Consider the following 14,509-nt stretch of genomic DNA (forward strand, 5'->3'; position numbering starts at 1 on the left):
CATTCCGGAAAAGGGGCTGTTTCATAGAGAAACTCTTCCTTCACGATTCCTTTCCTCCAACGGCCCATCCCTGGATCCAGTTCCATGGTGAAACGATACTCACCGGAACCTATTTCACACACGAAGGAGTCGCCTCCGGTTCTTACATTCAGGTAACCTTCCCCGCTCTTTAACAATCTCCCTCCCTCTTTGATGTGTAGGCTATTGAGCGGGAAATGAACTTCCGCGGTACTGTTGGCCGGCACCTTGATGCTCCACTCCAGCTGCTCAAAATTCTTTTTCCAGTGACTTTTCACCTCTCCGTACGGAGTTTTGTAGGAAGCATTCACAAAAGATAATTTTTCAATATCGAAATTGGGCTTCATGATGATCTTCTTGAAGGCCACCTGCTGATCGTCGGACTTTATCCCTGCCAAATTCTCGAAGCTAAAAGGAATAAAGTCACCCAGCAGCATCACATGATTGCCTGAATTCATCTCCGGGTTTGCTGTATCTCCGTTCCAGAGTTCCCAGATGGTTGTCGCTCCCTTTTTGGCCATATAGCCCCAGCTGGGATAGGTGTCATTGGATGCCAACTGAAAAGCAATATCAGCCCTTCCCATTCGGGCAAACTCCTTTAGGATCCACTGTGAGCCAATGACCCCTGTGGTGATGTGGACACTGTATTGGTTGTTCTCCAGGATGCCATTCACCAGATGTTTCTCCACGGCCGGTATCCAGGCTTCGGGAATCATTCCGAATGCCAGGGGCAACAGGTTGGCAGTTGCCGTGTTGTTCCCGTAGTAAAGGCTGTCGGCATGAAAGAATGCATCATTGAACCCCTGTTTTACCTTCTCTGCCAGCGTACCATAGCGGTCGGCATCTTCCGGAAGGTTTTGCAACAGGGCAAACTTCTTCATCAATTCAAGAATCTTGAAATAGTATGCGGTGGCGATCAGTTCGCCATTGGTAATACGACCCGGGTCCTGCGCATGAATCAGCTCCGGCGATTCGGGCGGCACGCACCAGTCGCCATACTTATCGCGCGGCATGAGGTAATCATCTGTCATATACTCATCCTTCATATGGCGGACCCACTTTTTCATGCTTTCGTAGTTTTTCTCAATCGGCTTCAGATTGCCGAACTGCCTATAGAGCATATCGGCATTGAAAAAGAAAGCGGCAGGCCAGGTGACGACATCCGAATAGTAGTTCCAGAAAGCGGGAGCCACATCGGGAATGGTGCCATCTTCACGTTGTGCTTCACGGATATCATCGGCCCATTTGCTGTAAAGCTGCTGATGCTCGAAGAGATAACTCTCGCCCAGTCCCCCCATTGTCCGGTCGCCCAGCCAGGGCTGACGTTCGTTTCTCTGGGGACAGTCTATCGGCATTCCCTTGTAGTTACCCCGTATTCCCCAGAATGCATTTTTCATGACCTGGTTGATTACAGGGTCGGATGTCTCTATGGTACCGATGAGTTCCATCTGATCATTGACCACTTCGCCGATAAAATTATCTTTGGATATCTCTCCCGGATAGCCAGTTACCTCCACATACCTGAAACCATGGTAGACAAATACCGGAGCCCACTCTTCCAGGCCCTCTCCCTTGAGAATATATTTGTCGGTCACCCTCGCATCCCGCAGGTTATCCAGATAGAGGTTGCCGTCGGCCTGCACTGTCTCGGCAAAACGAAGCTGTACGGTATCTCCCTCGTTTCCTTTCACCTTCATCCGGATCCAGCCAACCATGTTCTGCCCCATATCCAGTATATACTTGTCTTCTTCAAGCCGCGTGACCGAGAGGGGCTTCAGGGTGTCGACCACCTTCATTCCTTCCATCATCTGCGCCCTAAGCGTCCCGTACGGGATGGCCACTCGTTCAGCGGACCCCCAGGAGGAGTCATCGTATCCCACTTCACTCCATCCGGTCAGCTCTTTTCGTGCATCGTACTCTTCCCCGTCGTACTCGTTATTGCTCCGGATGGGGCCGTCGGCAGTTATTTTCCAGGAGGTATCGCTGCCGATCACCTCTGTGCTTCCGTCTTTATACTCTATATAAAAAGCGAGGCGCAGCTTTGGGTAGCCGAAGGTGGGAATCTTATAGGGCTTATAATCCTGTCTCATGGTGTAGTAGCGGCCGTTTCCGAGGGTCACCCCCATGGCATTGCCATTTTCCTTGAGTAGGGAGGTGACATCGTAACTGTTATAGAGCAGCGTCTGTCTGTAATCGGTCGGCGCCGGTGCCAGTACCTGATCCCCTACCCGCTTGCCGTTCAGGAAGAGCTCGTAGAGTCCTTGTCCCGAGATATGTACCACCGCATGTTTTACCGGCTTGTTCATCTCAAACTCTTTCCGAAGGTAGCGAGCCGAGAGCCTCGACCATTGTGTTTCAGAGTCCCACTCCGAGGCCCTGTCCATCCCTATCCAACGCGACTTCCAGTCGTTCTCCGAAAAGAGTCCCGTACACCAGTAGGCGGGACTGCTTTCCGTGGTTTCGCCTTTTTGGGTGGTCACGCTTACCTTCCAGTAGTAATAGCTGCTGTATTTTAGGGGTTCGCCTTCGAACAACACCCATTGTGACTGCTCTGATTCAACCACTCCCGAATCCCATATATCGGCAATGCCCTGATCCAGTTTTTCGCGGGTAGAAGCAACCATAATATGATAAGTGTGCTGCATCACGTTCCGTTCTTCCTCAGCAAAAATACGCCAGCTGAATCTCGGGTTCCTACTGTCTATGCCTATCGGGTTTTCAAGTGCCTCCACCCTTAGATCACCTACTCTCAGACGGGCTGCTACCGGGCTGAGAGATGATAAAAGAAGGATGATCGATATGAATATTGCTCTCCCTTTCATAATGTACGATTTTTATTTCTTTATTTTCCCCTGTGCATCAGGCAATTCGCTCCACGCGGGATCTATATAGTCGCGCGATGCATCTACCGCGATCAATACCCTGTCGTTACCGTAATGGTAACCTTCATCCAGGGAGAAGTGTGTAACCTTATTATCAAACGCTCCTACGAACTCAAGTTGTCCATTCTTTGGCAAGTACCACCATACATTTTTTTTGCTGCCCGATATTTTAGTCAGATCAATCTCCATCGGCCGGCCGCTGTAGTTATACACCAACAGGTAATCGTTGCCGCGGGTAGCGATGAGCCTGTCGTACATGACACCGTTTGTGCCGGCGATCACCGACTGGTCGGGTACCCGCTCGAAGAACGGGAAGGTGAGCATCAGATTTTTCAAATGCTTCATCTGGTTCATCCCCGGATCATTAAGCGCCTGGTACCATGTTTTCTGAGCTCCATAAGCACCGCCAATTCCATCTTTCTTCATCTGCATGATGGAGTTATGCCCGTATGTGTGGCCAAAGGAACCGGCAAAAACCGACCAGTAGGCGTAGCGGCGTACATCGTTGTCGTTCCATTTAAGCTCGTTGGCGTCATGCAGTCCGTGGGGAATATCCTCGTATATCGGTTCGGCGTCGATCACCGGTTTCCGCGGTTCCAGGGCATTGTTACTCTCCACAAACCGCCAGTTATCCTCTTCGGTATTTTCGATGATGGGATACTCACCATCTCCCTTACGCTGCCCGTATCGACGATGTCCCGATTGGAACATGTTGAAGTCGAGCCACTCTTCGTTATTGAACCAGGTGCCCGACATGGTCCTGCCGCGGGGATGGAAAGTCATCAGATGATTGTCGTCATTTGCATCGATGCTTTTAGCCAGAGACTGCCACACTTCGGTTTTTACATCCCCCCGGATATCGCCTCCTATCAGCCAGATGATATTGGGATTATCCCGATACCTTTTGGCAAGAAATTCGCCGTAGAGACGGGCTTCTTCTACATTCATCTTTCCCTGCTGCACGGGGCTTCCCCACACACAGACCATCCCTATATAGATTCCTTTTCGCTCGGCTGCCTCGATGATATAATCCATGTGATCCCAGTATCCATACTCGCCCTCCTGATCGATATTTGTAAAATCAAATCCGAATGGCAGTGCCCATTTTCCATAGACATTTATGGCCGGCATGGTATTCATCACCATCACCTGTACTACGTTATACCCTTTCTGTCGGCACTGCTCCAGATAGTATTCCGCTTCATCCCTGTTTAATCGGGCCGGAAGATACCAGCCTGTGTCACCCAACCAGAAAAAGGGGGTTCCATTTTCATGTTGAAGGTAGCGGTTTCCTTTATTTACCTGTAGTTTACCGTTTTCCCATGGAATATAGGTCTCCTGTGCCATGGCAGTTGTAATCCAAAAAAGGCTAATTGCTATTGTAATCAGATATTTACCCTTGTTCATATATTATTTATTTTATAGATTCCTTCAATTTCTCTATTTCCAATGCTGCCAGGATGAACGATCCTGTTGACTTCGGATCATTTTCTATTACCGGCTCACTGATGTAGTATTTGAACGAGCCATCCCTGGGGTGGCCTGTGATGCCATTTCCTCCCAGTCCCGCTACTGCACAGCAGTTTGTAATTGTATAAGAACCATCTTCTTCGGACTTTATAAAATTGTGGATGATGCCTTCGAACCCGTTCAGTGCAACCTCCCGGTAACTTTCATCAATATAGTTGTTATTGAGCGCCTTTGCCAGGAAATAGACAAAGAGTGCCGATCCCGATGATTCCAGGTAATTCCCTTCCCTGTCTCCTTGATCTGTCACCTGATACCATACACCGGTCGTTGGATCCTGGTACTTTTTGATCCCCGACGCCAGCCTTTCGGTTATCCCCAGTAAGCTGTCACGTCCCGGGTGATTCTCCGGCAGGTGGTCGAGCAGATCCACGATGGCGGCTCCGTACCACCCCATGCTGCGCGACCAGAATCCGGGCGATGTTCCGGTCTCTTTATCGGCCCATGCCTGCTGACGCGACTCATCCCAGCCGTGAAAAAAGAGTCCGCTCTCCTCATCGAAAGTATGGGCATCGATGAGGGTAACCTGATGAACCACATCGTCATACAAGTCAGGCTCGCTGAAGGTTGCCGCATACTGTGCCAAAAAGGGCGATGCCATATAAATACCGTCGAGCCACATCTGATGGGGGTACTTGCGTTTGTGCCAGAAGCCGCCCTCCGATGTACGCGGATGGGTCAGCGACTGGGTATAGAGGGTATCGATTGCTTTTTTATATCGGAGATCCCCGGTTTCGGCATACAAATCGAAGAGTATTTTCCCCGGACTGATATGGTCGATGTTGTATGAATCCATCGAATAGGTTTTGATGCTCCCATCCATGGTGATCAGACTGTCCGCATATCCTTTGGCATAATCAAAATATTGCTGATTTCCCGTTTCCTTCCATAATTCGATCATTGATTTGGCCACCAGTCCGAACGTGTAACTCCATTTGGGTTTTGAGGCATTCTCTATCATCCACAGTTCCGGAAAACGGGTCATTTCGGAAACGGCCATTTTTTCTGACCAACGCTGCTCAACAGCTTTTTCACTTCCCTTGCAGGAAAGCAGCGACAACGATATGGCAGCGGTAACCATAAACAACATATTTTTCATATAGCACATTGGATAATTTTTTATTTGCATGTTATTGATTCAAGTTTCGCATGTTTATATTGAATTGAATACAGCGTAACAAAACATTGTCAGTCGATGACTTAGCGGTATATGTTGCATGCAAAGCTTTAATTATTGATTATTTTCTGTAGAGGATATATGATTTACCCTTTTCGGTCTTCAGATCAACCGTATACACTTTTGGCAAAACCGGTTTATTCAGTTCCACCTCAGAGTGATTCTGTGGCTCGGGAATAACCGGTGTATCATATAATCTGTTGGAATTTGCCCCGGATGCTTTTCTCAACCCTTTCCCTTTCAGTTCGCTGTTTGAACGGATACGGCAGTTGCCTCCATTGTTCGAAGTGATTTTGACCTCACTGACCTCTCCCTCACGCCATTGGATGTCCAGTTCGAACCCACCCCGGGCGAGCAATCCTTTTATATATCCCTCCTGCCAATTATCGGGCAACGCCGGAAGCAGATAGATAAAGCCATCGTGGCTTTGCATCAACATTTCAGCAATACCTGCTGCACAACCGAAATTTCCATCAATCTGAAAGGGTGGATGTGCATCGAAGAGATTGGGATAGGTTCCGCCCGGGCCTGAATTCTCTCTGACGAGCGTCAACTGATCGGTAATCAGCTGGTAAGCTTGTTCACCGTCGAGCAGACGTGCCCACAGGCATACCTTCCACCCCATCGACCAGCCGGTGGAGGGGCCTTTCCGGTGGATTAGCGAGGTACGTGCCGCATCAAAGAGCCCGGGGGTATGGAAAGGTGAAATCTGATTGCCTGGAAACAACCCGTATAAATGGGATACATGCCTATGCGTATCGTTGGGATCGTCCCAGTCGTGCATCCACTCCTGCAACTGTCCCCATCTTCCTATTTGCATGGGCGCCAGCTCCGGCAGACGTTTTTTCAGATGCGTTGCGTACTCTTTGTCTATATCCAAGACAGAAGAAGCGGCGATTACCGTATTCCACAATTCAAACACCAGTTGATTGTCCATGGTAACTCCAGCCGCAGTGGTTGCCTTGCCTCCGCTTCCGGCATGTACATTTTCGGGAGAGTTGGAGGGAGCCACCACCAGCCAGCCATTTTCCGGTTCATGCACCATGATTTGATCAAAGAATAGCGCTGCCCCTTTTAATATCGGATAGGCTTCGCGCAGGAAATCAAGATCGCCGGTGTAGAGAAAATGTTCCCATAGATGCCTGCACAACCAGGCTCCGCCGGACGGCCACATTCCCGAAGCAGCCCGGTCCACAGGACCTGTAATACGCCAGATATCGGTGTTATGATGCAGCACCCATCCATCAACACCATACATGATTTTTGCCGTCTCCCTGCCGGTTTCTGCAACCTCCTTTATCAACCTGAAGAGAGGTTCGTTCAGCTCCTGCAGGTTCGTCACCTCTGCCGGCCAGTAATTCATTTCGAGGTTGATGTTGGTAGTATATTTGCTGTCCCACGAAGGAAAGAGGGCATCGTTCCAGATACCCTGCAGGTTGGCAGGCTGTCCCCCCGGCTGAGAGCTTGAGATGAGCAGATAACGTCCGAACAGGAAATAAGTGGCCACAAGATGTGAATCATTGGTTTCTTTAAACCGCTGAATGCGCAGGTCGGTAGGAACATCTGCATACATATCTTCACCCAGATACAGCGTTGTCCTATCCAAAAACTGCCGGTAGTGGGCCACGTGTGCCTCTTTCGATCTGTTGAAATTATTGGCTTTTGCTTTCTGTAAATAATCCGAAGCAAGCTTCACCTCATCGCCGGAAATATCCTGATAGTTGATAAAATTTGTCGCGATGGAAACATAGACAATCACCTCATCCGCATTTTCGACGGAAATTACACCGTCTCTGAAGATCACCTTTCCACCGGTGGCTTCCACGGAAGCACGTCCCTGAAATCGTACCCTTCCCGACACTCTTTCGTGGGTAGAGGTCACCCCCGATAACGAAATATGATCCGCACCCGTGCCAATTTTCACGTCCCTGTGCGGAGAGGTCAGTTGCGCATTAAAAGTGATTGCATTTCTTTTATCAGCCGTCAACCGGATTTGCAACACCTGATCCGCGAAAGAGGTGATATACTCTCTTTTGAAGGTGATGCCGTCCACTTGATAGGCGACCAGTGCCTTTGCCGAATCCAGGTCCAGTTCTCTGTAATATCCGGCGTACTTTCCATGGCCCGGGAACGACAATCTCAGGTCGCCGAAGGGCTGATAGGGCATCCCCGAGTTTGTGTTTGACATCACCTTTTCGGTTGCCAGGTCCTGTGCTTCTTGATATTTACCGGCGAACACCAAATCGCGCACCTTGGGGATGTTTTCCAATGCTTCCGGATTCGCATTGCTGTTCGGCCGCCCCGCCCAGATGGTCTCTTCGTTCAGTTGGATCTGGTCGATCGACGGATTACCATACACCATCGCCCCTATCCTGCCATTCCCGAGAGGCAATGCCTCCGTCCAGGTGGAAGCCGGCTTCTCGTACCAAAGTTTGTGTACCTGCGCAACGCTTCCTGAAACATGAATCAGCAGGAAAAAAGTCAATAAACACGTTATAGGAATCTGGTTCTTCTTCATCTTATCTGCTTCAAACAATTAATTTTATGTGAGACTACTTGTCGTCCCGTCTATTTCTTATTCTTTTTCTTTTTCTTTTCCTCGTTCACCTTCTTGACAAAATCTTTGTACAATTGGCGCCAGTTTCTGCCGTTACCGATCAGATACTGCTCGCATTTTGTTTTATATATTTCGAAAATTGCCGAGATCTGATTCATGTTTTTATAATCGATGGCCTGTTCGCGCGCCTGCTTCAGATAGGATAAGATTGTGGCTTCTTCTTCGGGCGTTAAATCAGGAACGATCGCTTTATAACCCCGCATGGTAAAATCGACCTTTCCTACCGTGTATTTATCCAGCACTGCCTCTACTTGTTGCTCACTGAGCACGCGGCGAAGTCCGCTCATCAGCTTCTCGTGAACTTCTCCGGGCATTGCGGAATCGGCAATCATCTCACGGTCGAGTTTGCTGAGTGGCTGGCCGGTCGTGGGATTGATCCCCTCGGGAACAGTGGTGAACGGATGGTTGTTATGCCAGTCCCTCACGGCTCTCAGGTGGTTATAAATCAGTGTATTCAGATGCGAGACATCCTCCTTGCGCTGTAGCCCGAGAGAGGCTACCCATCCGGCTGCTTTCTTCTCGATAGACAAATCGGACAATAAATCTGCATAGAGGCCTTTGTTAAAGTATTCCGATAATTGTTCAAAAGATCGAATGGCATGCTCGGGATACAATTCACCCTCTTTGCCAAATATTTTTAACTCATCCTCCGGTTCAATCCTGACATTGCTTTCATTCAGCATCGACCTGTCGAGAGAGAAGACAGCGGCAAAAAAATCGTAGACTGCCTTTCTCTTGTTGATTCCGAAATCATGTCCCTCTTCGGGGAAGTGCACATTTTGCACATTCTCTGCTGCATCATAAAATGCATATATGTTTTGCAGATAAGGATACTCCAGTGCAGGAACACTCGCTGTCCAGTCCTTCCCGTCCGAAACCACCAGCAGCGGCCGGGGAGCAAACATGGCAATCAGCTCTGCGTTGTTGGTTCCTCCGCAAGAGAGCGTAACCGGCATGCCGCTTTCGCAGGGACATCCTCCGTCGAAATGGGAAGCCAGCATCACCACCGGAGCCACCGCTTTATAGCGCTCATCGAGGACCGACAGTAAAATGGCCTGAGACCCTCCGCCCGATCCGCCCGTAGCCCCTACTCTCTCTCTGTCCACATCTTCTCTTGTGAGCATATAATCAAGAATGGTGATGCCGTTCATTGCCTGAATTATATGTGCCGCGCTTGAGCGATGCGATGCATTGCCGACCTGCTGGGCAGATTCGCCCCATCCAAACAGGTCGTAGCTCACCGTAATGGCTCCCATTCTCGCAAGTGTGCCCATCCTGAGTTGCTGATCCTCGCGGTAACGACCATCTGCAAAATGTCCGTTGGGGGAGATGATCAATGCGTGTTTCCCTTTGGAGAGAGGGGCATAGATGGAGCCTGCCACATAAAGACCCGGCAATGTTTCAAGAGCAAAATTTTGTACCGAATAACCATCGAATTTCCTTGTTTTCGATAAAATAGGTTTTGAATGTACCCTTTTGGCAAGCAGCGGGTCTATACCGAGATTATCCCTGACTTCACGCTGCAGACACTTTTTTCGTTGTTCCCAACGTTCTTTATCGGGGTAGAGTGATGACAGGTAGGCAAGCATTTTTTCACCATCCTCCGGCGTCCTGCGTGCATATTCATAACTCTTCAGCTTATAATGCCGGTCGCCCTGTTTTATAAACTTATAATCGAAAGGTGCCAGCACATTCGTCAGAGATTCTTCCACCGAATAGGGACGTATTCTGAAGTCGGCGTAAGGAAGTACCAATCCGGCAGTATCAATATCATAGGAAACAGAGACATCAAACCTGACTGAGATATCCTTCAACACATCACTCAACGGTCTTTCGAACCTGTTCTCGTATACCTGTTGTGCGTGACAGACCGTTATGGTTGCGACCAACAGCAACAATCCTATACCTGCATTTTTTTTCATCGTTATTCAATTATCGGTTTGGACTTATCATTGCCCTCGACATCTACGACAGTGTCGATTCGGCCAAAATAGTTGTTTTTAAGCACGATACCCTCATTTTTACCATCCAGCTGTATGAACGACCTGTTGCCGGGCATGGGGAAGCAGCCCTGGATAAAAAGATCTTTTGAATTCTTGACGTGCATAAATGGCTTCTCCACATCCGGTGTTCCTGTCCACACATTGTGCATGGTTATATTTTCTGAGTTCAGCACCTCAAAGGGGGATGAGCTGTCGATCCGCACATCCCTCATGAGAATATTTTTTGCATAATCGATTCTTGCTCCCTCCTTAGACTGAATATTAATGTTGCTCAATGATACGTCCGACACCGTCATCTCTTCCAGGCCGACGATCTCGATGGCCCGGTTTACATCCGTACCGGTAAGTCCCGAGATATGAATATTTCGGAATACCGGCGTTCTCTCCGAAACAGGCTCGGGATCCATATTGCTATATTTCAGGTTCATGATGACTGCCTCTTTTTGTATATTTTTCATCACGATGTTGCTTACCCTGATCTCCTCCACAATGCCTCCCCTGCCACGGGTGGATTTTAGCCGGATACCCCTGTCGGTTCCGTCGAACACGCAATTGGAGATCGTCACCTTTCTCACATCGCCGCTCACTTCACTGCCGATGACCACTCCACCGTGTCCCGACAGCATGGTGCAGTTTGTGATGGTGATGTTTTCGCAGGGAACAGCCAGGTTGCGAGCCTGCTCGTCGCGGCCCGACTTCAGCGTGATACAATCATCTCCCACCGTAATATGACAGTCGGAGATATGCACATTCTTGCACGAGGAGGGATTGATGCCGTCGGTATTGGGAGAATCGGGGTTATTGATGGTGACACCGGTGATGGTGATATTCTCACAAAATTCCGGGTTGAGGGTCCAGAAGGGCGAATTGATAACATGGACACCCTCTATCCGGATATTTTTGCACCGGAGGGTTTGAAACAACGGAGGCCGAAAAAAGCGTCGGTCCAATGTGCCGGTATAGTCTGAATTCGTGAGCCTGTAAAGTTCTTCCACATTGTTGGCACTCTTCCACATAAACTGATATTTATTCAAATCTCTCACGCCATTATTCCGAATGTCAACAATTACACGATAAAACTCATCCCACCATTTTTTGCCCTGCCCATCGATGGTCCCTCTTCCCTTGATGGTGATATTTTCCTCTTCAACCGCATAAAAAAGAGGGGAGAAGCTCTTCATCAGGACTCCCTCGTAGCGCATCTCTACAAAAGGGAGGTAATCGTCAAAATTATCAGAAAAAAGCAAGGTCGCTCCCGACTCAAGTTCTATGGTGATGTTACTTTTCAGTTTGACAGCACCGGTGAGGTATGTTCCTGCCGGAAAATAAAGTGTTCCGCCACCTTCATCCGACAAATCGGCAATGGTTCTGTTTATCAGCTCCGTGTTAATGACATTGCCGCTGTCGTCGGCACCCAGCAGTTTCATATTCACTGTTTTGGCATTCAACTGAGACGAAAACAGAAAGCTTATCAGAATAAATAATGGTAGAGATCCTCTTTTCATGCTACTATAATTATTATGGATGTTAGTACGAATATACTGAATTAATGGCGACTCGACGATATGTCCGGATTATAATTTCCGGGTAAAAGTATGTTTCCCGCTTCCCACCACGTGCGTTTCTTTACCGGGGAGGACAATGCTTGCCTCTGTATTTACGGGAATCTGAACATGCAGGGTAAACAGACCATTCTCGACTTTCCAGTCCACCGCAATTTTCCCATAGATTGTTTTTGTTGAGGCCGAAACGTGCGTGAGGTCACCCACCACCTGGGGTACGATCCGAAACTTTTTGTATCCGGGACTATCCATATCGGGCTGTATTCCTGCCAGCCAGGAAAAGAACCATTCATCGATCTGTCCCATCATAAAATGGTTCCAGGATGTTCCCTCCCGTGGATCCCACTGTTCGGTGAGGGTGGTCGCTCCAAATTTCACCTGAAATCCATAACCCGGAACTTCCTCGTGATTGTGCATCCTGTACATCAGCTCGTTCATGTTATTTCCAGCCAATGTCTGAAAGAGATACCGGTTCCCCACATCTCCGGTGGTTAACCGGTTTCCATGCTTTTGAATATCTTTTACCAGATTGGCGAGCACCTGCTCCCTTTTCTCCTCGTCCACCATTTCAAAAAAGAGAGGGATCGCGTTGGAAGCCTGACTCCCTGAACCATACTGAAAGGTTTTCTCATCCAGAAACTGGTTATTAAAAGCAGCTTTTACCCGGCAGGCAAGCTGATGATAGGTGATCTCATCCGCTTTCTCCCCAATCATGGCGGCTGCCTTGCTGAGCAGTGTGAGATCCTGGTAGTAGTGCGCCGTAGCCACCAGCGGCACAGGGGTATTCTTTGAGAATCCGGCCCGTTCACCGTGATAATCATACCAGTCGCCCAGTCCATGTGAAACAATGTGATCTGTGGACGTGGTGGAAAGGTAATCCACATACCCCTTCATTACGTCATAATACTCCTTAATCAGCGAATTGTCCCCATAATAGAGATAATACATCCAGGGTATAAACACCGAAGAGCTTCCCCACTCCGGCGAATCCCGGAAAGCACCGTCAAACTCCACGTACTCGGGCGCAATGCTGGGCACCAGTCCGTTCGGAAGCTGTGCGTCCCTGATATCCTGCATCACTTTAGGGATAAACGTTCGCAGGTCGTAGTTGTAATAGAGCCCCGGCCCGTTCAGATGCACCTGTTCCAGCCAGCCCAGCTTTTCTCGGTGGGGGCAATCGGTAAACAGGGCCTGCATATTGCTCCTTACCGCATTGCCAATAATTCTGTGGGCATTGTTAAAGATGTTGTTTGAGCTTTCGAACGTTGATATTTTTTCGGCTGAATTGTAAATAAAGCAGGCGTTAATTTTTTTGATCTCCGGCAAGATGACATTGCTGCGATTGTCGCTGGCAAACAAATCTGCCTGAATATAGCGGAATCCGTAATAGGAGAATCGAGGATGCCAATACTCATCTCCCTCTCCCTTCAGGATGTATTGATAATAATGCTTGCTTCCGGTCTGTTTTTGGCTGACAGTTCCGTCTTCGTTCAAAGATTCTCCCACGGTCAGCCGGATGGTATCTCCCTTTTGTCCGTCGACCACGATCTCCGGGAAGCCGGCAAGGTTCTGTCCCATATCCAGAATAAAGCGACTATCGGACAGTCTATTGATCTCTTTTGGAGCATAGCGTTCCATGATTTTCACCGGGGCTGCCTGCTGTGCTCTCAGCTTCCCCCGGGGTGCCTCCTGAATTACAACCGGCTGCCATTCGCTGTCGTCGAAACCAACTCTGTTCCAGCCCGGCTGTTCCAGCGTGGCATCGTAATCCTCTCCCCCGTATATGCAATTGAAGGTGACGGGACTATAGCTAAACTTCCAGCTTTCGCCGGACTGCACCTCCTGGACAGTACCGTCGGCGTAGGTAATTCTCATTTTAAAAAACAGCGTAGGAGGTCCGAAGCTGACAAGCAATTTGCGGTACCTTCCCCCCTGTACGTTGTAAAATCCGTTTCCCAACAGGACGCCAATTGCATTTGCGCCGGTTGTCAGGTGTGCTGTTACATCATAGGCATTATAATAGACCGTTTTGTCGTAATCACTTAACAAAGGAGCAAATTCACTCTCCCCTACCTTTTCCCCGTTCAACGAAAGCTCATACTGACCAAGTCCGCTCACATAGGCCACAGCCTCTTGAATAGCCTTCTCCGATGTAAAGGTATGGCGCAGATAGATACTCTTGTGGGAGAGCGGATTCACCTGCTCCCACATCATCTTGTTCTCGGGTCTTTTCAACACGGTAGAGTGAAATTTTCTACCCCTGGGAAGTTTCGCATCCTCTCGCGAGATTGAGCCGATCCACGCTGCATTGAGAAACACCGCCGAGGGGGCCATCCGGAAGTAGCTGCTTTCGCTCCATGCCGAGGGAAGATCCTTTTCATTCCACACCCTCACTCTCCAGCGATATTTTTTCAGCGGTTGCGGAAGTCTCTCGCCACTGTAACGTATATAATGACTCTGTGCGGAACCAATTTTTCCAGTAGCCCAAAACAGGATCTCCGGTCCTTCGGAAACATCGTATATTTCCATCTCGTATGCGGTCTGACGTGTGCCGTTGTCCTCGGAGATGATCTGCCATCCGAACTCGGGATATGCGGAGGTCACCATGAGGGGAGATTCCATCTGATCACAGGTAAGATGAACCGGTTCAAAAGCCCTGATCTGCACGAAACAGAGAAAGAGCATGCTGAGTGATACCAGCGAAAATTTTCCTTTCATGATAT

At 48.9% G+C, this 14,509-nt stretch carries 6 protein-coding genes and 1 pseudogene; all 7 read right to left on the bottom strand.

Annotated features, from left to right (window positions below; all coding sequences use genetic code 11):
- Window positions 1-2,840 (bottom strand): annotated as a pseudogene (locus B3Z75_RS07860) (family 78 glycoside hydrolase catalytic domain); the annotation flags it as partial.
- Window positions 2,841-2,852: 12 nt separating this feature from the next.
- Complete coding sequence (locus tag B3Z75_RS07865) at window positions 2,853-4,307, bottom strand: glycoside hydrolase family 140 protein (RefSeq protein ID WP_414702884.1); 1,455 nt, start codon at window positions 4,305-4,307, stop codon at window positions 2,853-2,855.
- Between the two features lie 7 nt (window positions 4,308-4,314).
- The gene (locus B3Z75_RS07870; protein ID WP_414702886.1) at window positions 4,315-5,526 is read right to left on the bottom strand and encodes a glycoside hydrolase family 88/105 protein; all 1,212 of its coding nucleotides are present in this window, start codon (window positions 5,524-5,526) and stop codon (window positions 4,315-4,317) included.
- Between the two features lie 139 nt (window positions 5,527-5,665).
- Window positions 5,666-8,122 (bottom strand): glycoside hydrolase family 95 protein, encoded by a 2,457-nt coding sequence (locus tag B3Z75_RS07875; RefSeq protein ID WP_294069679.1) that lies wholly within the window; start codon window positions 8,120-8,122, stop codon window positions 5,666-5,668.
- Between the two features lie 50 nt (window positions 8,123-8,172).
- Window positions 8,173-10,143: a DUF3826 domain-containing protein gene (locus B3Z75_RS07880; protein ID WP_294069682.1), complete on the bottom strand. Its 1,971-nt coding sequence runs from the start codon at window positions 10,141-10,143 to the stop codon at window positions 8,173-8,175.
- Window positions 10,144-10,145: 2 nt separating this feature from the next.
- Window positions 10,146-11,729, bottom strand: coding sequence for a glycoside hydrolase family 28 protein (locus tag B3Z75_RS07885; protein ID WP_414702885.1), 1,584 nt, complete (start codon window positions 11,727-11,729; stop codon window positions 10,146-10,148).
- A gap of 69 nt (window positions 11,730-11,798) precedes the next feature.
- The gene (locus tag B3Z75_RS07890) at window positions 11,799-14,504 is read right to left on the bottom strand and encodes a glycoside hydrolase family 78 protein (RefSeq protein WP_294069684.1); all 2,706 of its coding nucleotides are present in this window, start codon (window positions 14,502-14,504) and stop codon (window positions 11,799-11,801) included.
- Window positions 14,505-14,509 lie beyond the last annotated feature (5 nt).

The sequence above is a fragment of the Proteiniphilum sp. UBA1028 genome (genome assembly GCF_002316955.1).
Classification (GTDB): Bacteria; Bacteroidota; Bacteroidia; order Bacteroidales; family Dysgonomonadaceae; genus Proteiniphilum.